At 51.1% G+C, this 20,854-nt stretch carries 17 protein-coding genes, 3 rRNA genes and 1 other RNA gene; 18 read left to right on the forward strand and 3 right to left on the reverse strand.

The annotated features are described in order from the left end of the window. Window positions 1-11 precede the first annotated feature (11 nt). A complete protein-coding gene (locus SLIP_RS00165; protein ID WP_013174238.1) occupies window positions 12-746 on the reverse strand; it encodes a DUF6385 domain-containing protein in 735 nt (244 codons plus the stop codon). Window positions 747-951: 205 nt separating this feature from the next. Between SLIP_RS00165 and SLIP_RS00170 the strand changes: the two genes are divergently transcribed. The 4 genes from SLIP_RS00170 (at window position 952) to SLIP_RS00185 (ending at window position 4,822) form a co-directional block, all read left to right on the forward strand. Next, window positions 952-1,902: a hypothetical protein gene (locus SLIP_RS00170; protein WP_013174239.1), complete on the forward strand. Its 951-nt coding sequence runs from the start codon at window positions 952-954 to the stop codon at window positions 1,900-1,902. A gap of 122 nt (window positions 1,903-2,024) precedes the next feature. Further along, window positions 2,025-3,080: a Gfo/Idh/MocA family protein gene (locus tag SLIP_RS00175; RefSeq protein ID WP_013174240.1), complete on the forward strand. Its 1,056-nt coding sequence runs from the start codon at window positions 2,025-2,027 to the stop codon at window positions 3,078-3,080. A gap of 83 nt (window positions 3,081-3,163) precedes the next feature. Then, window positions 3,164-4,228: a DegT/DnrJ/EryC1/StrS family aminotransferase gene (locus SLIP_RS00180; RefSeq protein ID WP_278078296.1), complete on the forward strand. Its 1,065-nt coding sequence runs from the start codon at window positions 3,164-3,166 to the stop codon at window positions 4,226-4,228. Window positions 4,229-4,234: 6 nt separating this feature from the next. Beyond that, window positions 4,235-4,822: an acyltransferase gene (locus SLIP_RS00185; RefSeq protein ID WP_013174242.1), complete on the forward strand. Its 588-nt coding sequence runs from the start codon at window positions 4,235-4,237 to the stop codon at window positions 4,820-4,822. Window positions 4,823-4,856: 34 nt separating this feature from the next. Here the strand turns inward: SLIP_RS00185 and SLIP_RS00190 are convergent, their stop codons facing one another. After that, on the reverse strand, window positions 4,857-5,075 hold the full coding sequence (locus tag SLIP_RS00190) for a sulfurtransferase TusA family protein (RefSeq protein ID WP_013174243.1): 219 nt from the start codon (window positions 5,073-5,075) through the stop codon (window positions 4,857-4,859). A 3-nt stretch (window positions 5,076-5,078) separates the two neighbouring features. Next, entirely contained in the window at window positions 5,079-6,155 is a 1,077-nt protein-coding gene (yedE, locus tag SLIP_RS00195) for a YedE family putative selenium transporter (RefSeq protein WP_013174244.1), read from the reverse strand. A gap of 363 nt (window positions 6,156-6,518) precedes the next feature. On the opposite strand from yedE, the gene ffs reads away from it, so the two are divergent. The 14 genes from ffs to rrf all read left to right on the forward strand — a co-directional run bounded on the left by ffs (window position 6,519) and on the right by rrf (window position 20,715). Then, window positions 6,519-6,784, forward strand: an RNA gene (gene ffs, locus SLIP_RS12225) — signal recognition particle sRNA large type. Window positions 6,785-6,923: 139 nt separating this feature from the next. After that, window positions 6,924-8,435: a DNA polymerase III subunit gamma/tau gene (gene dnaX / locus SLIP_RS00200; protein WP_041432447.1), complete on the forward strand. Its 1,512-nt coding sequence runs from the start codon at window positions 6,924-6,926 to the stop codon at window positions 8,433-8,435. 13 nt (window positions 8,436-8,448) lie between these two features. Further along, on the forward strand, window positions 8,449-8,772 hold the full coding sequence (locus SLIP_RS00205; RefSeq protein WP_013174246.1) for a YbaB/EbfC family nucleoid-associated protein: 324 nt from the start codon (window positions 8,449-8,451) through the stop codon (window positions 8,770-8,772). A 325-nt stretch (window positions 8,773-9,097) separates the two neighbouring features. Beyond that, window positions 9,098-9,691 carry a recombination mediator RecR gene (gene recR / locus SLIP_RS00210; RefSeq protein WP_013174247.1) on the forward strand — a complete coding sequence of 198 codons (594 nt, stop codon included), beginning with the start codon at window positions 9,098-9,100 and terminating at the stop codon, window positions 9,689-9,691. Between the two features lie 174 nt (window positions 9,692-9,865). Beyond that, complete coding sequence (locus SLIP_RS00215) at window positions 9,866-10,171, forward strand: DUF2508 family protein (RefSeq protein ID WP_013174248.1); 306 nt, start codon at window positions 9,866-9,868, stop codon at window positions 10,169-10,171. Window positions 10,172-10,190: 19 nt separating this feature from the next. Continuing rightward, window positions 10,191-10,454 carry a pro-sigmaK processing inhibitor BofA family protein gene (locus SLIP_RS00220; RefSeq protein WP_013174249.1) on the forward strand — a complete coding sequence of 88 codons (264 nt, stop codon included), beginning with the start codon at window positions 10,191-10,193 and terminating at the stop codon, window positions 10,452-10,454. A gap of 206 nt (window positions 10,455-10,660) precedes the next feature. Beyond that, entirely contained in the window at window positions 10,661-11,398 is a 738-nt protein-coding gene (locus tag SLIP_RS00225; RefSeq protein ID WP_013174250.1) for an ATP synthase, read from the forward strand. 55 nt (window positions 11,399-11,453) lie between these two features. Then, a complete protein-coding gene (locus SLIP_RS00230; protein ID WP_041432450.1) occupies window positions 11,454-12,545 on the forward strand; it encodes a ferredoxin oxidoreductase in 1,092 nt (363 codons plus the stop codon). A 14-nt stretch (window positions 12,546-12,559) separates the two neighbouring features. After that, window positions 12,560-13,315: a thiamine pyrophosphate-dependent enzyme gene (locus SLIP_RS00235; RefSeq protein ID WP_013174252.1), complete on the forward strand. Its 756-nt coding sequence runs from the start codon at window positions 12,560-12,562 to the stop codon at window positions 13,313-13,315. Then, window positions 13,316-13,903 (forward strand): 2-oxoacid:acceptor oxidoreductase family protein, encoded by a 588-nt coding sequence (locus tag SLIP_RS00240; protein ID WP_013174253.1) that lies wholly within the window; start codon window positions 13,316-13,318, stop codon window positions 13,901-13,903. After that, window positions 13,896-14,171: a 4Fe-4S dicluster domain-containing protein gene (locus tag SLIP_RS00245; RefSeq protein ID WP_013174254.1), complete on the forward strand. Its 276-nt coding sequence runs from the start codon at window positions 13,896-13,898 to the stop codon at window positions 14,169-14,171. Before SLIP_RS00240 ends, SLIP_RS00245 begins: the two co-directional genes overlap by 8 nt. 331 nt (window positions 14,172-14,502) lie before the next feature. After that, window positions 14,503-16,235, forward strand: a 16S ribosomal RNA gene (locus SLIP_RS00250). A gap of 185 nt (window positions 16,236-16,420) precedes the next feature. Then, window positions 16,421-20,334: ribosomal RNA gene (locus tag SLIP_RS00255) — 23S ribosomal RNA — on the forward strand. Window positions 20,335-20,606: 272 nt separating this feature from the next. Further along, window positions 20,607-20,715 (forward strand): 5S ribosomal RNA (gene rrf, locus SLIP_RS00260). The 16S, 23S and 5S rRNA genes sit together here, the layout of an rRNA operon. Window positions 20,716-20,854 lie beyond the last annotated feature (139 nt).

Here is a 20,854-nt window from a genome sequence, read left to right on the forward strand (position 1 = left end):
TCTCCGAGGACTTAGACCTGTGCCTGGTACCAAGCGTCAAAGGTGAAGGCTGAGCCGTCGATAAGGGCTGCGTATGCGATACGGGCATACTTGAGAAAATACTTGGGAACGAACACAGTGGCGGCATTGCCGGCTAGGGTGAAAGCGGAAGAGTCGGTTATCCAAAGGGTGTTATCCGGACTTACCTCTACCCGGATACTGACTTCGGAAGATCCTTTATTATGAACAGCAAACGAGACCATCGATTTATCCGAAATATCAGAAGCAAGTATACCGTTGTATGCGCTCGACGACCCGGTGACTGTGAGGGCAGAACTTTCTGCCATATACCTTGACCGGTTGAGGATATTCAGCCACCCGGTTGTGGTAGCCAAGGGATAAGTTTCGGAACCGTAGATGCGGACCGTGTCCTGAGTATAGGCTAAGTCGCGGATGTCCAGGTCAGTCGAGGTAATGGAGACTTCAGCCGAGATGCTCTCGATGTTGAGGCGCCCCTGGGTAGTAGAAATCGGATAGGTTTCGGAGCCGTAGATGCGGACAGTATCCTGGGTATAAGCCAAATCGCGGATGTCCAGGTCGGTAACCGTAACTGATACAGAACCGGTAAAAGTAACGGATACGGTATCGGAAATACTCTCGATATTCAGACGGCCGTTGGTAGTTGAAATTGGGTTACTGGTATCGCTTCCATAGATTTGAATTTTTAGTTGGTCCGGTTCTCGATTGAATACAAGGTTGTTGGGCATAGAGAAATACCTCCCTTGAATAAGAAATCCTGGAGAGACATCCTCTCCGTGTTACTGCCATTTTATTCAAGGTGTGCTAGTAACGTGATAAGGGGGCTTGCTCGAGGCACGACTTCTTGGAAGACACCTACGGGGCTGCGGCCATACAATAGTATCGAGAGAAGTGCCCATGGGCACAAATTCGATTTGGTTGAGGAGAAAACCCATGAACGGACAGAACTGCGTTTACAACCATAACTTCCAACACCCGCCGAACTCCATAGGACGTTGGCCGCCGGGGTGGGAACCGGTGGGAGGAAATGCTGATACTTCTTGGAGGAGAGTAGCCGAACAGTCTTCCGATGGACGGTACTGCCTGGTAATCTCAAATCCGACGCACGAGGGAAGGTGCGGCGTTCGAGAGGTTCCTCCTGTTACGATTGCCGTGAATCCCGGAGATAGATGGCGAGTTGAAGCCCGAATTCGATTAGCAGTTGCGGGGAAGGTGTACATGGCAATAGATTTCTACAGTGAAAGTGGAAATGTGGTGGCGCAGGTACGAGAGGAATTCGATGTTTCCCAGCACATGGAGGTTTACGGTTACGAATACTCAGTACCTCCTTTGGCGGTGCAGGGTTTGTTGGAGATTGGAATAGAGGAATCTAACACGCTTTGGATAGACTGGGTTGCCAAGGTCAGGAAAGAGACAGACTCGGAGCAACTGGGGGAGAAGCAGGATGTCTGTAATGCTATTCATGCCGGCGGCCAGGGGTTATTTGATAGCGGCAAAGACCAGTGCTTTGTTGTATTGGTTGAGCGGCCTATTACGGGCAATCCAAGGATCGAGTTGGGAAGATGCTTAACTAGCCTTGGGGGGAGAAAAAAAGAACGTATTACCTTTTATCCGGGTGACCAAAGCGTAGAGTTCGGTGAGGTATTCCTGAGAAGCACGGGCAGAGTTATCTTGGAGTTTTCTATAGGCGAGGATAATGTTTGTATTCGGCTGGAGTTCCCTGCAAGTGAAATAAGGTTTGCTCTTGATTCGCCTCTGCGCTTAACTCGCAAAGGGGCTCCGCTAAACATTGAAGTTGTTAACCCGAGTAGAGAACCGTTTTGTTACTGTCTGCTTGTGGTCGGTGAAGTGAAGGCTGCTGGGTCTAGGAATAAACTCGATTGAGCGGCGTTCTTCATGGCGGTCTTCAATTTACAGAATGACGAGTTGGGTAGCGGTAACACTTTTGCTTATCAGCACGTAATGTACACCAGGTCGAGTGTTCTTAGACCTGGGAGGGACATTACTTGGAGGTCGGAATAGTAGGCATCGGAGCCTGGGGAGCTAATTATGTCAGGGTGTTTGGGGAAATACCCGAGGTCACAGAGATACACTGCTTCGATTTGAACAGGATGAGGTTAGGTGAATTAGAGCGTCAGTGGAAAAAGGTCAAGGTATCGAATAGCTTGCGGGATATATGGCACAATCCCCAAATTAGCTTGGTAGTTATTGCGACCCCGGCGAGGTTCCATTACTCGCAGGTTCGAGAGGCCTTGCTCAACCGCAAGCACGTGCTGGTGGAAAAACCTTTTGCCAACAACTACGAAGAAGCGAAAGAATTGTTCGATATCGCCGCCGAGCGGGGAGTGGTCCTGAGAGTTGGTCATATTATGCTGCACAACCCTGCGTACAAGAAGTTGAAAGAGGTAGTGGTGTCCGGAGATCTAGGGTGCTTATCTTACTTGCGATTTGAACGAACTCATCTAGGGGTGGTTAGAGAAGATGTAGATATATTGGATGATTTAGGACCTCATGACTTGTCCATGTTGCTGGATTTGACCGGAGAATGTCCGGATGAGGTTTGGGCTAAAGGGATGGGCGTTGTGGGCCAGAAGGGGCTCGATTCGGTTATCATGATGCTGTTGTTTCGTTCAGGGTTGTATGCCTACCTGTACTTCAGTTGGCTGGAACCGCTGAAGGTTCGCAAGTGTGTGGTCGTAGGAAACAAAAAAATGGCAGTATTCGATGACATGGAACCCACTCACAAAGTAAGGGTCTACGATTATGAAGTAACTCAGAACTTTCAAAAACAGCCCGGAAGGTTTTATTACTCTTGTGGAAACATAATATGTCCTTTTGTTGATTGGAAAGAGCCCTTGAAGGAGCAGTGTCTGGATGTACTTCAGGCCATAAACTCAGGGAAAACCTATAACCCTGAACTGCCTCTGATGGTACAGGCGGTTATGGACGGAGCTCGCTATTCTTTGGTTCGGGGTGGGCAAGGTGTGGATATTCGCTGTTTATTGAATGATGCCGCAGCTGAAACGAGCGAACGACAGAAAAGAGTGTGTGCGGATGAATAGGAGGCCTGGAGCAAGTTTCAAATTCTAGCTAGGACAGTAAAAGGAGGGAGGAGAATACAATTATTCCGATAACCAGGCCGTTAATCGGGGAAGAAGAAAAAATGAGGGTGTTAGAAGTTCTTGATTCGGGTGAACTTGCTTCTGGGTACTGGACCAGACAGTTCGAAAACAGCTTTGCCGAGTACTTAGGCATTAGACATGCGGTTGCAACTTCGTCGGGAACAGCGGCTTTACAAGCTGCCGTGGAAAGTGTGGGGCTGGTCCGGGGTGACAAGGTATTTACCACTCCGTTTACCTTTATATCTACGGTGAGTGTTTTGGTAGCCTGCGGCTTGGTGCCGGTATTTGTCGATATAGATGCTGAAACATACAACCTTGATCCTGAGAGACTAGCTGAAGCAATGGAAGAGTATCCGGAAGCGAAGGGCGTGATGGTCGTTCACCTTTACGGGTTGCCCGCAGATGTCAACACTATCGCGGAATTGGCTGAAAAAAGAGGTATGCTGGTTATTGAAGACTGCGCTCAAGCTCACGGTGCCCGCGTAAAAGATAGGCATGTGGGAACCTTTGGCAAAGCTGGGGCTTTCAGCTTTTACGGAAGTAAAAACATTACTACAGGAGAAGGAGGGATGGTAGTCACCGACGATGACTTGCTGGCAGAGAAGGTACGCATGTTCGTCAATCACGGGCAAAGAGAGCGGTATCATTACGAGGTTTTAGGGTACAATTTCCGAATGAGCAATGTTAATGCTGCAATAGGTCTTGAACAAGTGAAAAAGCTCGACTTCATCAACCGAAAACGCAGAGAGAACGCCGCGTATTTCAACCGACACATTGACAACCCGCTTGTGCTTCTTCCCAAAGAGCCTGAAGGGTACTATCATGTTTACCACCAGTACACGGTTAGAGTTATGGGCGACAGAAACCGCTTCGTGCAGCATCTTGTTAATAACGGGATCGGTTGCGGGATATACTACCCGTCTTGTCTAACGGAGCAGCCGATCTTCCAACGCGCAGGTTATATAGATACCGGAACCGACATCGCCAGGCAGGCGGCAAGGCAAGTGGTGTCCCTTCCCGTTTATCCCGGATTGGGTTTAGAGGAACTGGAAAGGATAGTGCTGGCTGTGAACAGCTATAGGGAGTGACGGTCAGTGAGCAATGCATCAGTACATCCTTCGGCAGAGGTGTCTCCCCAGGCGACAATAGGAGAGGGCAGCTTGATCTGGAACCAAGTTCAGATACGAGAAGACGCAGTCATTGGTGAAAACTGTATTATCGGCAAAGATGTTTACATCGATAAAGGGGTTCGAGTGGGCAACCGGGTAAAGATTCAAAACGGAGTGTCGGTTTATAGGGGTGTCACTATTGAGGATGACGTATTTGTAGGTCCAGGTTGCGTTTTTGCCAATGACCGTTATCCACGCGCTTTCTCCGCAGACTGGGAAATCGTTCCAACAGTAATAAGACGGGGTGCATCCCTTGGGGCCAACTGTACAATCGTCTGCGGCGTGACCATAGGGCAGTATGCCGTAGTTGGGGCAGGATCTGTCGTAACCAGGGATGTGCCGGACTTTGCCCTGGTATTCGGCAACCCGGCGCGAGTAAAAGGGCGTGTGTGTTTGTGCGGAAGGGTCCTGAAACGGAGATGGCCAAGGACTCCAGTTCGTGAGAGGCAAACATGCTCGAAGTGTGGTCGCCTTCTAACGGCTAAACCGACTGAGCCCGTGTTAAATGGCTAACGCTCTAGAGTCGGTGTCTGTAAAGAGAACGGGCTTAACGGCCCGTCCTCTTTAGCTCGATTTCCCATTCATGTGGGGAGTGCGAAAGAACGTTAACTTCTAAACCTTGTGAGCGTGCAAACCTGGTTACGTTTTCAAAGGCCACTTGGGCTGAGCCTATGACTCGCAAGTCGGTAGCTCCTTTGTCCAGGCTTTTCTTGACTTTCAACACCGGCAAAGGACAACTCAGTCCCCTGACATCGAGAATTTCCATTTCTTATACCTCCTCCCGGTAAGCCCAGCCGATAAGGCTTACGATGAGAATACCGGCGATGACGGCTATTTCACCGAACCCGGTAGGACCTTTGGGGCTGGCTGCCAGCATGAAATTGTGGGCGACAGCCGCGCCTGCGACCATGCCTGCTACCGCGACAGCGGCATCCATGTCTCCTTCACTGGCCATTACGATCTGGCGCAGGGGACATCCGCCCAGAAACACCGCGCATTGCCCCAGCAAAAACAGGCCCAGAAAGTTAAAGATGTGGTTGGTATGGGCCACCGGTTGGTTCGCGAAGCCGAGGTTGAACTTGCCAAATACTATGTTAAGTATCAGAGCTGTAACTAGGATGCCGCCGTAGGCGAGAAGCATTCCGGTTTCTCTAATAAGGAAGAAATCTCGAAAGCCTCCGCTCAGGCACAACCTGGCCCTTTGAGCGAGGAACCCTATAACCAGACCTGCGGCTAACGCGATCCATATGGGGGCGTGCATGCTGCCGGGTCCTTCTTTACTAAAGAATAGGGGTCCACCCGCTTCCGGGTTGAAGTTGATTCCGGCCACGAGTAGGAACAGCATCACCGTTACCAGTGCAACGAAGAGGTATCCTCCGGCCTGGGTAGTTGGTTCCAGCCTGGCGGCACCCAGGTTGAATCCTTGGCGCAGGAAGAATACCCCCCAGAGCACGCCCGATACGAAGCCGAACAAACCGACCACTGCATTCAAATCCCCGCCGCTTATCCGCAGGATGTCGCGCAAGGGGCAGCCGAGGAACATGAGTGCCCCGATCATCATGAACATTCCCAGGAAAAACCGGACGAATGGAGCAGATCCCCCGCGGCTTCTAAACTCGCGGGCTCCTAAAGCCGTAACGAACGCCCCTAACGAAAGTCCCAGGATCTCCGGACGCATGTACTGCACTACACCTGCTCGGTGCAGGCCCAGACTGCCGGTGATATCCCGCAGGAAACAGGCGATACACATGCCCATGTTGGCGGGATTTCCAGACAAAACCAACAACACCGCCAGCCCACCGATTACAACTCCGGTCACGGCAAACAACAACTTTTCCCTCTGCAACCTTAAACCGCCTCCTTGTTATAGTTGTAACGACAATCACATTTCATCATAATTCGTCACACATGGAAATTTCCCTGCATGATATTGATAACTTAATGTTATATTAAGACCCTAAGGCCGTATTACTTCTGTTGGGATGATAGAAGAGAGGTGGCAGCGAACATCGAATTTGGCGTGGAATTGTCGACGAGTAAGAATCGAAGCATCTCAGGGCTCGGACAGGTCGTGGGACTAAAAAAGAGGTGATGGCTGAAGAAAATTGAAAAGAGAGACAAACTGGAGTATAATCAACCTAGTACGTAAGCGGAGGCCTTTACCTTAAAAGTAGGGGTAAAGGCTTTTTGTGTACCGAAATTAGATATGCCGCGCTAGACGGGGAGGTAGCGGTGCCCTGTAACCTGCAACCCGCTGTAGCAGGGTTGAATTCCTGAGCTGAGGGCATACCTTGTGGGGTCTGGCCTTGGTAAGTGGCGAAGAAGTTTGGGTCCTGCGCAACAGGAGGTCCTGAACCGTGTCAGGTCCGGGAGGAAGCAGCACTAAGGGATTTTTCTTGTGTGCCGCAGGGGAGCCTGGATGGAGTTAACTGCCCGGGTAACGCCCGGAAGGTCTGTTCGAAGCCAGGTGCGCGGCATTAATTATTGAAAAAAGCGAGGTGGGCTATACAAGACTCACCTTTTCTTGTTTTGACTTTGGTTCTTCGTCATCGAGTCTATCGAGAAGGAAAACGTGACTTTCTTATCGAAAGTCGTTTGTGCGAGAGGTGGGATTATGGCCCAGTTAGCCCTGTACAGGAGTCTAAGGCCGCAGAGGTTCGATGAAGTGGTGGGACAGGAGCAAACGGTGAGAGCCTTGAGAAATGCTGTGCAACAAGGCCGGGTCTCCCATGCCTATCTCTTTTGTGGGCCGCGGGGCACAGGTAAGACCAGCGTCGCTAAGATACTGGCCAAGGCTGTTAACTGTGTCGAGCCGGTCGATGGAGAGCCTTGTAACCGTTGTGCTTCCTGCGTGGATATCGCGAGTGGAAGCTTTATGGACGTAATCGAGATCGATGCTGCTTCCAACCGCGGCATCGATGAGATCAGGGACTTGAGGGAAAAAGTAAGGATGATGCCAGCGCAGGGCAAGACCAAGGTGTACATAATCGACGAGGTACACATGCTAACCACGGAGGCGTTTAACGCTCTTTTGAAGACCTTGGAGGAGCCTCCGGAATCGGTCGTATTTGTTCTCGCTACCACGGAGCCTCAGAGAATACCGGCCACTATCCTATCCCGTTGCCAGCGTTACAATTTTCGCCGCTTATCCCAGACTGAGATACTGGAGAGACTGAAAACGGTGGCCCAGACCCAGGGGATTGAGTCAGAAGAAAAGGCTTTAGAGGTCATTGCCCGTCGGGCCACCGGCAGCATGAGGGACGGGCTCAGCATACTGGATCAATGCCTGGCGTATGGTTTGTCTTCAATCACTTACCAGGATGTGTTGAATGTACTGGGGCTGGTGGACGACCGTTTTCTCAGTGAATTCTTCGGAAGCATAATGGAAGGAGATGCGGGCCTGGTCTTGACTTATATAGACCAAGCCGTGGCCGCGGGCAAAGAAGCCCTGCAGTTTGTTCGCGAGGTAGCTGATTACCTTCGGGATATGCTAGTGCTCAAGGCAGTAGGCCCTGGGGCTGAGCTCAGCCGCGTGGTAGGTGACGAGACTCTGTTGGAGCTCGGGCGCCAGGCTGAGAGCTTAGATACGGGGCTTATTCTAGAGGTCTTGAAAAGGGTAATGCAACTGGCGGGCGAGCTTCGCTTCAGTGAAAGCCCACGCTTTATAATGGAAGTTACTTTCTTGGAATTGGCCGGGTTGCTGGGGAGTAGAGACAAAGAAAAGGTGTCGGCGAGTTCGGCGATTGCACCCGTAAAAAAGGATTCGGCTAGAATCAAAGGAAAAGAGAAAATCGCATCGACCAAGGGCACAGAAGTCCCATGGGCGAAAGTTCTCGAGCGGGTTAGAAGCAAGAAAGTCACTACCTATGCTCTGTTGGCAGAAGCTCGATGCCTTGGTCTTAAGGACGGGCTTGTGCTGGTAGGCTTTAAGAAGGGATTTAAGTTTCACCGGGAGAGGATGGAACAAAAGGAAAACAAAGATATACTATCAAATGCATTGGAAGAAACCCTGAAACAAAAAGTTGAAGTTCAGTTCGTAATGCTGGGAGATAACCCAGAAGACGACCCTTTGGTAAGGAAGGCCATCGAAATGTTCGGTCAGGAAATGGTGGAAATCAAAGACTAGAGGAGGAAAGGAAATGGGTTTTGGTAGTTTCGGGAACCTGAACAAGATGATGAAGCAAGCGCAAAAAATGCAGCAAGAGATGATGAAACTGCAGGAAGAGTTGAAGGAGAGGACAGTCGAAGCATCGGCAGGCGGCGGAGCGGTCAAGGTAACAGTAACCGGCAGTCAGGAACTGGTTTCGATTTCAATTGCGCCGGAGGTAGTAGATCCGGACGACGTGGAGATGTTACAGGATCTTGTTCTGGCAGCTGTCAACGAGGGATTGAATAAGGCTCGGGAAATGGCAAAATCTGAGATGGCTAAGATTACAGGAGGGGTTACCCTTCCTGGGTTCTGACCCGGCCCGACGCCAGGCCACAGATGGACGCCGAATTGACACTGATGAATACTGATATTTTTATCAGACGCAGATTGACGCAGACGCTTGTTTATTGGGGGAGTCCTTGTGCTTTGGCGGCATATCAGGACTTGGAGCATGCACTAATAGGGAGTGCGTCAGCATCGAGAGTTTCATCTGTACCTATAACACATCGGCTTACACTCATCTCAATTCTAAGTTGTCTGTGTGCATCCTTAAACATCTGTGTTAATCTGTGGCTCACTCATGAGGACCTGCAGATGTGATGAACGCCAGTGGTTTTTAAAAACGCGGAGGAAAGAGAATGCGCCTGGCCAGACCTTTGGAAAAGCTCATAGATGAACTTTTAAAACTGCCGGGAATAGGGCCTAAAAGCGCCCAGAGGCTAGCCCTTTTTATCTTAAAAATGGAGCCATCAGAAGTGCGCCGTTTGGCTGCGGCGATGATAGAAGCCAGGGAAAAGGTGTTTCCCTGTTCGCGTTGTGGTAACCTGACGGACCAAGATCCCTGCTGGGTGTGTGCAGATGAAAAAAGAGATGAATCCGTGATCTGCGTGGTGGAAGAGGCGGGCGACGTGATGTCGATTGAACGAACAGGTTACCGGGGGCTTTACTATGTTCTCAACCAAGAGCCTCACCTCATGGAAGAAGGTGCTTTGGAAAAACTTAAGTTGGCAGGACTACTCGATATGGTTGACAAAGGGCGGGTGAAGGAGATAATTCTTGCCACTAACCCTACGGTGGATGGAGAATTAGTGGCCCGCTACATAGCAGGCATGGTAAAAGCCAAGGGGGTAAAAATAACCAGGCCTGCTCACGGCCTGCCGGTAGGAGGGGATATAGAGTACAGCGATGCTTTGACCTTGCGTAAGGCTTTGGAAGGCCGGCAAGAGATATAATGTGAATCGTGCAAATCGGGTGCAAAATGCAAAATGTGCAAAAATGGGGACGGTTCCTATCTTGCATGATGGGGTAACGAAACAGAAGATCGGGATATGGGAGTATGAAAGTCAGATTCCGGGCATAAACATGGACCAGGGATGACATGCTTGATGGCCCGGAGGCGAAGGAGATTGATAAATCTCAAATACATTGTGGAACGCATCAAAGTCTTTCTTTTTCCTGAGGAAGAGCTGGCAATGAATAAGCCCGTACCTTTAGAGGATTTGTTGGCCCAGGCATACCAAGACTGGGTTGTGGCCCGGTTGCTTTTTGACGAGAACCAGGATCCGGACATGATTGACTTTACTATATACAACCTCAAAGCAGCAGAACATCGCTACTGTTATCTGTTGAAAAAAGCCAGACAGGAATACAATATCGATTGCGCTTACCATAGACAGCCCACGAACTCTTTTGAAGCAGGTCTTTTCCTTTAGCTGACGGAGGTGAGCGGGTTTGGAGACGGTAAACATTGTGATGGGGGCCTTTTTCCTGGCCGTAATCTTACTGATACTGGCTCAAGTTCTTTTACAGCCTATCAAACTGGTATGGAAACTTCTACTGAATTCTGCTATTGGTCTGGCGATGTTAATGGCATTCAATTATTTTGGGGGCTACTTCGATTTCAGTATACCGGTTAACATCATAACTGTTTTGATTGCCGGATTCTTGGGGATCCCAGGACTTATTCTTTTAGCCTGTTTTAAGCTTATCATTTAATCGAGCCAGTTTGAAGACAAACAGCACAACCAGAAGCTCAATCGCCAGCAGGGCGATTTTTTTATGGCCAGAGCTCGCAGAAAGGGAAAGCATAGACTGAAAACCTTTTGGGTGGATAAATATGCGTAATATTTAGCAAATGAGATATATCATTGACGTCAATGTGAGATTATCTTATACTAAACAAATAGCATGAAATAACATTTATGTACTTTGTATACAAAAACTACAATGCATCCGTGCTTGGCATTTTGGGGGGTGTGAGTTCCAGCAATATTATTATGGAAAGAGTAGTCGAAGCTTATGTAGGCGAATATGCCAGCGGCAAGAGCGAAGTGGCCATCAACCGTGCTCTCGAACTGAAGGAACAAAGCTGGGAGGTAACCCTGGTTGACCTCGATACAGTGGAACCGTTTTATACTCTTCGGCCGCTTAAGGCCCTGCTAGAGAAAAAAGGAATAACGGTCGTGGGGTGGGAAGCAAAAGAGACCTTTGGATTGGGAGAGACCGGAGGCCTGATAAAGCCAGCGGTAAGGTGGGTGCTCAAACGTTCGGGGTGCATCATAATGGACATAGGTTATGGGGTTCACGGGGCTCATACCTTGAACCTAGTGGAAGGAGCTTATGATGACCCACATCTAAAGGTATTGGCGGTTGTAAACGTCGCTCGGCCTATGACCGCGACTGTGGGCGACATCATCGATTACGTGAAACACTTGGGACGGGTGGACGGGTTAGTCAGCAATAACCATTTGGGGAATGACACCACCGTCGAGTTCGTGGAACAGGGTCATCGCGTGGTGCTCGAAGCCGCGGAGTCCTTGGGTATACCGGTGGTTTGCGCCGCGGTCGATGAGAGGCTGCGGGAAGAAGTGGCCAAAATAGACTTCGCAGGGGTACCGGTTAGGTATATCAAGAGATATATGCCTGGTGCCATATGGTAGGCATTTTATCGCTAGGAAAATACCAAACTAAACATGATCGACAGGAGGTGCTTGATTGGTGGAAAAACCGATTACCGGAACTAAGAAAGCGTTCATGACTGGAAATGAAGTGGTTGCTTGGGCGGCTTTGGCGGCCAAAGCTGATATAATGTTCGGCTACCCTATCACTCCGCAAAACGAGATAATGCACTACTGGACCCGCTTGGCTCCTAAGTTCAACCGGGAATTTCTACAAACAGAGGACGAAATCTCCGCTGGTTTTACGGTGTGTGGAGCGGTACAGGCTGGTAAGAAAGCGTTTACTGCTACGGCAGGGCCGGGCAATGTCTTGATGCAAGAACCTTTCGGAATGGCGGAGGGAATGCGTTTGCCTACAGTAGCCATTATCCAGCAAAGAGGAGGGCCTTCGTCGGGCACGGTCGTGTATTCGCAGCAAGAAGTTACTTTAACTACATATGGGGGAAACGGAGAAGGCCACCGCATAGTGTACTCTACTTCTACGCATCAAGAGTTGTTTGACTACGTTATCAAGGCTTTCAACACTGCCTGGAAATATCGTTTCCCGACTTTTGTGCTGGGGGATGGATACCAGGCGAAGATGAGAGAACCGTTGGAGATATACGATCCAGAAGAAAAGGGAATAGAACTGGTGCCGGCGAAACCGCTGGTTGGACTCCCTGGAAGTATTGGGGACGAGCGCGAGCCTGCCCATCTCTGTAACATATACAGCCTGGAAGAAGAGCTTTATGAAGTCGTACTGAAGCTGGCCCAGGCGTATGAAGCGGTGGCGCCCGAGATAGTTGAATGGGATGAAAAGATGTGCGATGATGCGGAAATCATTGTTGTCTCCCATGGAGTAGTTTCCCGGGCGGCATATGATGCGGTCGGTATCCTGAGGGACGAGGGAATCAAGGTCGGGTATTTTAGGCCCATCACTTTGAGGCCGTTCCCAGAAAAGCAACTGAGAGAAGCCATTAAAAGGAGCGGGGCTAAAAAGATGCTCATAGCCGAGTCTTCTTATGGGCAGCTGATGAGGTTGGTCCGGCAAGAAATTTACGGTGAAACCATAGAAATTCATGGGCTTTTGATGCCGGGGCTCGGTATCGTGGATTCGGATATCGTGGCCAAGGCCAAGAGTTTGCTATAGGGAGGAGGTACAGCATGGCAAGCGTGCAACCAGCAATGCCGAAATCGTGGTATTTGCCGAGTAAACCGCACAAGTTCTGCCCGGGTTGTGGGCACGGCATCGTGCTGAAGGCTTTAGGGGAAGTGATCGATGAACTGGATATCCAAAACCGGGTGGTATTCGGGTGTGATATCGGTTGCTCTCTCTTATCGTGGAACTTTTTTGCGGTCGACAGCACCCAGACCCATCACGGAAGAACTACCCCGGTAATGGTTGGAATGAAAAGGGCTAATCCAGACTTGATATGCGTGGGTTATATGGGGGATGGAGGAGGATATTCTATTGGTTCCCAACACGTTCTCAATTCAGCGGTTCGCAACGAAAAAGTCACTTTAATTCTGGTGAACAACACCAATTATGCCATGACCGGAGGACAGTTAGCTCCCACCACCCTGCCTGGGCAAATAACTGAAACGACTCCTTACGGGCGGGACGTTGCCAAGACAGGATACCCCACGCGGGGGCCGGAAATGCTGGCGGCCATTACCACAGACGGTGCTTACATTGCCCGGGGTACAGTGGCAAAGTTCCGCCAGATGAAGAATTTCATTAAACGGGCCGTGCAGAACCAGATGGAGGGTAATGGCTTTTCGTTTGTGGAATGTCTCTCGACTTGCCCTACCAACTGGAGAACAAACGCTAGACAGACGTGGGATTTTCTGGAGGACGAGATGGAAGCTTATTTCAAGGTCGGAGAACTGAAAAGCCCGTTTGGAAAGGGGGAAAAGTAAATGAGACCGCTCACTAGAGTAGTTTTAGCCGGAGAAGGAGGTCAGGGGGTACAGGCGGTAGCGGAAATACTGGCTGAGGCAGCTTACAACGAAGGCAAACAGGCCCTCTATATTCCAAACTTTGGGCTCGAACAGCGGGGAGGCGTGTCGGTAGCTTTTATCCAGGTGGGAGATAAACGCATCGGAGCACCGAAGTTTCCTAAAGGAGATGTAGTGGTAGCTCTCAGCGGGCGGGCGGTTCTCAGAACGCACCAGTATTCTGGACCGAACACGATTTATGTTTATGACTCGTCGTTCAAGCTAGAACACGACGATCTTCCCCCTGAAGCGCGTAGGATCCTCAGCATTCCAGCGTTGGAAAAAGCCAAGGAACTGCACCCGCGGGTGTTTAACATAGTAGTAATGGGGGCGGTCCTAGGATTTACTGACATCGTCTCGTATGAAGCTGCTAAGGAAGCGTTGGAAAAACAGTTAGGCTACAAATTCCAAAAAGATCCCGGATTGAGAGACCTGAATTACCGCGCTCTCGACGCCGGGATCGAGTTAGCAAGAGAGGCTTCAAAAGGGGAGGAAGTACGCTATGCCTAAAGGAATTAGCCTTGAACCCATTACGACGGACATGGAAAAAGCGGTGTTTCATTTATTCCCAGCCCTGTGCAAGGGGTGCGGGCTCTGCCGGGAAAAATGCCCGACTGGTACGATTGTATGGTCTGATACCTTAGGAGTGTATGGTACGCCAGCAGTTGAGCCCAAGGATATCGAGAGCTGCATCGCTTGTATGATCTGCGAACAGGTCTGTCCTGACTGTGCTATCAGAATAGATAGGAAGAAGAAAGAAAAGAAGGGCACGAACTAGCCTGTATATTAAGAAGAAATAGCCTGCAGAACCCTTGTTTTGAGCATAGATGAGCGTGGATTGCAGAAAAATTGTATTGAAAGGTTGTCTGTTCAAGAAGTATAATCATAATGCGGTAAAAGCCTCTTGAAGCGTTGGGGACGCAAAGAGGAACACAAAATACAAAAAAATAATTTTGTTACTTGACTGGGTGGAGTACCGCATGCTAATATAAATCTTGCGCGCGGCAAGGCGCGCGGGGAAAGAGATCTTAGAAAACTGAACAGCGGAGCCTAGTGCTTATGAATACGAGGATGGCCAGAGTAATTCTGGGGCAAAGATAAGCAAGGATTAGATGGAGAGTTTGATCCTGGCTCAGGACGAACGCTGGCGGCGTGCCTAACACATGCAAGTCGAGCGGTCCGGCACTCAGCACAGTGCTCATTCGGGGGATGTAGGAAGTAGAGGGAGAGGCGATTGGAGCAGGTAATTAGGGGATGAGTGAGCAGTGAGCTGAGTGCCGGATAGCGGCGGACGGGTGAGTAACGCGTGGGTAATCTACCCATAAGAGGGGGATAACACTGGGAAACCGGTGCTAATACCGCATAAGCTATTCGGTATGCATGTACTGGATAGTAAAGGTGGCCTCTGGAGCAAGCTACCGCTTATGGATGAGCCCGCGTCTGATTAGCTAGTTGGTGGGGTAACGGCCTACCAAGGCGACGATCAGTAGCCGGCCTGAGAGGGTGGACGGCCACACTGGGACTGAGACACGGCCCAGACTCCTACGGGAGGCAGCAGTGGGGAATATTGCGCAATGGGGGGAACCCTGACGCAGCGACGCCGCGTGAGCGACGAAGGCCTTCGGGTTGTAAAGCTCTTTTATTAGGGACGAAATCCCGCATGCGAATAGTGTGTGGGGATGACGGTACCTAATGAATAAGCCCCGGCTAACTACGTGCCAGCAGCCGCGGTAAGACGTAGGGGGCGAGCGTTGTCCGGAATTACTGGGCGTAAAGAGCGTGTAGGCGGGCTGTTAAGTCAGGTGTGAAATACCGCAGCTCAACTGCGGGGTGGCATCTGATACTGGCAGTCTTGAGGGCAGGAGAGGGAAGTGGAATTCCTGGTGTAGCGGTGAAATGCGTAGATATCAGGAGGAACACCAGTGGCGAAGGCGGCTTCCTGGACTGGCCCTGACGCTGAGACGCGAAAGCGTGGGGAGCAAACAGGATTAGATACCCTGGTAGTCCACGCTGTAAACGATGGGCACTAGGTGTAGGAGGTATCGACCCCTTCTGTGCCGCAGCTAACGCAATAAGTGCCCCGCCTGGGGAGTACGGTCGCAAGGCTGAAACTCAAAGGAATTGACGGGGGCCCGCACAAGCGGTGGAGCATGTGGTTTAATTCGATGCAACGCGAAGAACCTTACCAGGGCTTGACATCCTGCGGACCTGGTGGAAACACTGGGGTGCCTTAGGGAAACTTAAGGAACGCAGAGACAGGTGGTGCATGGTTGTCGTCAGCTCGTGTCGTGAGATGTTGGGTTAAGTCCCGCAACGAGCGCAACCCTTGCTGTTAGTTGCTAACGGGTGAAGCCGAGCACTCTAACGGGACTGCCGGTGACAAGCCGGAGGAAGGTGGGGATGACGTCAAATCATCATGCCCTTTATGCCCTGGGCTACACACGTGCTACAATGGCCGGTACAGAGAGAAGCGAAGCCGCGAGGTGGAGCAAATCTCAAAAGCCGGTCTCAGTTCGGATTGCAGGCTGCAACTCGCCTGCATGAAGTCGGAATCGCTAGTAATCGCGAATCAGAACGTCGCGGTGAATGCGTTCCCGGGCCTTGTACACACCGCCCGTCACACCACGAAAGCTGGCAACACCCGAAGCCGGTGAGCCAACCCGGCACTCAAGTGGTGGGAAAAGACTTTAGGAGATGGTTGCTGAAGGACAGAGGAAGCATCTTCGGAGCGAGTTCTCGCCAGTTGAGTGCCGGGAGGCAGCCGTCGAAGGTGGGGCTGGTGATTGGGGTGAAGTCGTAACAAGGTATCCGTACCGGAAGGTGCGGATGGATCACCTCCTTTCTAAGGAGCAAGAAAGTGGAGGGAATTGTCGGAGACAATTCCAAAAGAATTGTCTAACTTCCAACTTCCCGCCTCCCACTTCCATTCTCCTAGGTCGATCGCTAGGCTTCCGCTGTTTTGGTTTATAAAAACAACAATGATGTTGGTTCTTTGAAAACTGCACAAGAGAGAATTAGCGCGTTTTAGGTCAAGCGTAGTAAGGGCGTACGGTGGATGCCTAGGCGCCAAGAGGCGAAGAAGGGCGTGGCAAGCTGCGAAAAGCCACGGGGAGCTGCAAGCGAGCGAAGATCCGTGGATACCCGAATGGGGGAACCCGGTACCTGGGAACAGGTATCATCCCTACCTGAACACATAGGGTAGGAGAGGCGAGACCCGGCGAACTGAAACATCTTAGTAGCCGGAGGAGAAGAAAGCAAGAGCGATTCCCTTAGTAGCGGCGAGCGAAAGGGGAAGAGCCTAAACCGTGCAGGTGTTAAAGGCTGCAGTCGTTGCCTGTACGGGGTAGAGGGGATGTTCGAGGTAGAGCTGCAGATTTACCGGAGCCGAAGGCTGTTTAGGAGAACGAGGCTGGAAAGCCTGACCGCAGAGGGTGAAAGTCCCGTATTCGGAAAGCAGTTGTAGGTTCTAGAGCATACCCCGAGTACCGCTGGACACGTGGTATCCGGTGGGAATCAGGGAGGACCACCTCCTAAGGCTAAATACTACCTAGCGACCGATAGCGCATAGTACCGTGAGGGAAAGGTGAAAAGCACCCCGGGAGGGGAGTGAAATAGAACCTGAAACCGTATGCCTACAAGCAGTCAGAGTCCGGCACTCAACTCAGTGCTCATTTATGGATTAAGAAGGAGTTATTGACCCGGGAGGGGGAGTAACGGAAAAGAGTGAGGTGTGCATTGAGTTGAGTGCCGGATGATGGCGTACTTTTTGTAGAACGGGCCGGCGAGTTACGGTAGCAAGCGAGGTTAAGCCTGATTAAGGGTGGAGCCGAAGCGAAAGCGAGTCTGAAGAGGGCGAATAGTTTGCTGCTGTAGACCCGAAACCGGGTGATCTACCCATGTCCAGGGTGAAGCGGTGGTAAAGCATCGTGGAGGCCCGAACCAGATGGCGTTGAAAAGCCAGTGGATGAGGTGTGGGTAGGGGTGAAATGCCAATCGAACCCGGAGATAGCTGGTTCTCCCCGAAATAGCTTTAGGGCTAGCCTCAGGGGTTTCTTAGCGGAGGTAGAGCACTGGTTGGGCTAGGGGCCTTACCCGGTTACCGAACCTTCCCAAACTGCGAATGCCGTTAAGTGAACCCTGGGAGTCAGACTATGGGTGATAAGGTTCATAGTCGAGAGGGAAACAGCCCAGACCGCCAGTTAAGGTCCCAAATCCAGGCTAAGTGGGAAAGGAAGTGGGGTTGCGAAGACAGCCAGGATGTTGGCTTAGAAGCAGCCATCATTCAAAGAGTGCGTAATAGCTCACTGGTCAAGTGACCCTGCGCCGAAAATGTAACGGGGCTCAAGTCTGGAACCGAAGCTGCGGATATGGAGGTTGGAGGCCAGAGGTAGGAAGTAGGAAGAGGGGCTAAAGAGACCTGGAGGACAGAGCATATGGCTATTAGAGGATATGAAGACCTAGAGGTATACCAACTTGGGTACCAACTGGCAATGATGGTACATCGGAAGAGCCAGGAGATGCCAGCGAGTGAGAGATACGAACTAGGTCGACAGATTCGGAAGGCGGCGATATCAGTACCGGCCAATATAGCGGAAGGATATGGTCGCAAGGATTCTGCAAAAGAGTTCAAGCACTTTCTTAGGAACGCTATGGGTTCAGTAAACGAGGTACAGGTTTATATAGACATGATGAAGGACCTGGGATATGTAGATGGAAGGGCCCATGAGGAACTAAGGAGTGGGTATGCTCTGTTAGGGAAGAAACTATACCATTTGATAAAGAGTTGGAACAGAGATGAATGATCCGACTTCCGACTTCCGGCCTCCAACTTCCATGTGGTAGGGGAGCGTTCTTACTGGGCAGAAGCCATACCGTAAGGAATGGTGGACTGGTAAGAAGAGAGAATGCCGGCATGAGTAAGCGAGAAGGCAGGTGAGAATCCTGTCCGCCGAAAGCCTAAGGTTTCCTGGGGAAGGCTCGTCCACCCAGGGTAAGCCGGGACCTAAGCCGAGGCCGAAAGGCGTAGGTGATGGAGAATCGGTTGAGAATCCGATGCCACCTTCAGACCGATTGAGCGAAGGGGTGACGCAGGAGGGTAGGCGAAGCGCACGGATGGAAAAGTGCGTCCAAGCCCGTAGGGTGCAAGGCAGGCAAATCCGCCTTGCGGAGAGCCTGAGGGGTGACGGGGAGCGAATATTAGTAGCGAAGTCGCTGAACCCAAACTGCCAAGAAAAGCCTCTAGCGAGGTTTGGGGTGCCCGTACCGCAAACCGACACAGGTAGGCGAGGAGAGAATCCTAAGGCGCGCGAGAGAACCCTCGTTAAGGAACTCGGCAAAATGGCCCCGTAACTTCGGGAGAAGGGGTACCCCGATAGTGTAGCCGTAATATACTTATGGTGGCACGAGGGGGTCGCAGTGACCAGGCCCAGGCGACTGTTTACCAAAAACACAGGTCTCTGCAAAATCGAAAGATGAAGTATAGAGGCTGACGCCTGCCCGGTGCCGGAAGGTTAAGGGGAAGGGTTATCCGGCACTCAATGGTCTTTACCAGGAGGAGATAAAGTGTACTACGTGTATGTATTAGTAAGCGAAGAGGGAAAGACGTATCTAGGATACACGTCAGACCTCAAGCGGCGGATACAGGAGCACAATGAAGGCAGGAACAAGTGGACACGTGGGCACAGAAGGAGATTAGCATACTATGAAGCGTATGCGAGCGATGCGGACGCAAGGAGAAGGGAAAGGAATCTCAAGCGTTCGGGACAGGCCAGAAGATGGCTTAGGGAGCGCATACGGGAGAGCGTGAAGTAGAGACCATTGAGTGCCGGAGAAGCTCTGAACCGAAGCCCCGGTGAACGGCGGCCGTAACTATAACGGTCCTAAGGTAGCGAAATTCCTTGTCGGGTAAGTTCCGACCCGCACGAAAGGCGTAACGATCTGGGCGCTGTCTCGACGAGGGGCTCGGTGAAATTGTAATACCGGTGAAGATGCCGGTTACCTGCGACAGGACAGCAAGACCCCGTGGAGCTTTACTGTAGCCTGATATTGGATTTTGGCAGGTCATGTACAGGATAGGTGGGAGGCTGGGAAGCAGGGCCGCCAGGTTCTGTGGAGCCGTTGGTGGGATACCACTCTTGGCTTGCTGGAGTTCTAACCTGCCCCCGTGAGCCGGGGGAGGGACAGTGTCAGGTGGGCAGTTTGACTGGGGCGGTCGCCTCCTAAAGGGTAACGGAGGCGCCCAAAGGTTTCCTCAGCGCGGATGGAAATCGCGCGTAGAGTGCAAAGGCAGAAGGGAGCTTGACTGCGAGAGGGACGCTTCGAGCAGGGACGAAAGTCGGGCTTAGTGATCCGGCGGTACCGAGTGGAAGGGCCGTCGCTCAACGGACAAAAGCTACCCCGGGGATAACAGGCTTATCTCCCCCAAGAGTCCACATCGACGGGGAGGTTTGGCACCTCGATGTCGGCTCATCGCATCCTGGGGCTGGAGAAGGTCCCAAGGGTTGGGCTGTTCGCCCATTAAAGCGGTACGTGAGCTGGGTTCAGAACGTCGTGAGACAGTTCGGTCCCTATCCGTCGCAGGCGCAGGAGAATTGAGGGGAGCTGTCCCTAGTACGAGAGGACCGGGATGGACAGACCGCTGGTGTACCAGTTGTTCCGCCAGGGGCACAGCTGGGTAGCTATGTCTGGAACGGATAAGCGCTGAAAGCATCTAAGCGCGAAGCCGACCCCAAGATGAGTTCTCCCACCCGGCACTCAGTGAGGTACTTGTTAAGAGAGAGTTAGGAAACGAAGGAGAAGAAACGGGCAATGGCGAAAGGAAGCAGGTATCTGACTGAGTGCCGGGGTAAGACCCCAGCAAGACTAGCTGGTAGATAGGCCGGGGGTGTAAGCACAGCAATGTGTTGAGCCGACCGGTACTAATAGGTCGAGGGCTTGACCTAAGCGCTTTAAAATCTCTTGTGCAGTTTTGAGAGAGCCTAGAATAAGCCACAGATGAACACAGATTTACACAGATGAGCACAGATAAATAAAAAATACAAATAAAAATATCAGTGTTAATCAGTGTTAATCTGACGGTCTACACAGAGTCGAGATTGGTGGAACATAAAGATTGGCCTGCTAGAAGAAGGGTCAGTCGTAATTTTCAAGATAATCAGTGTAAATCAGTGCTAATCAGTGTGTATCTGTGGCTCTGAAAATTGAAATAAAAATTCCTGGTGGCCATAGCGGAGGGGAAACACCCGTTCCCATACCGAACACGGAAGTTAAGCCCTCCAGCGCCGATGGTACTGCTAACGCGGGAGAGTAGGTCGCTGCCAGGATCTATTTTCTAAAACCCAGCTTTAATGCTGGGTTTTTGATTTGCGAGGGGAAGAAAAAGGACTGTGTACATTTCGGGGCCGAACGGCATATTGTAGGATACGGCCTGATTGAAGTATGCTAAAGAAAACGAGGGGTTAC

Origin of the sequence: Syntrophothermus lipocalidus DSM 12680, assembly GCF_000092405.1 — a bacterium.
GTDB classification, from domain to species: Bacteria; Bacillota; Syntrophomonadia; order Syntrophomonadales; family Syntrophothermaceae; genus Syntrophothermus; species Syntrophothermus lipocalidus.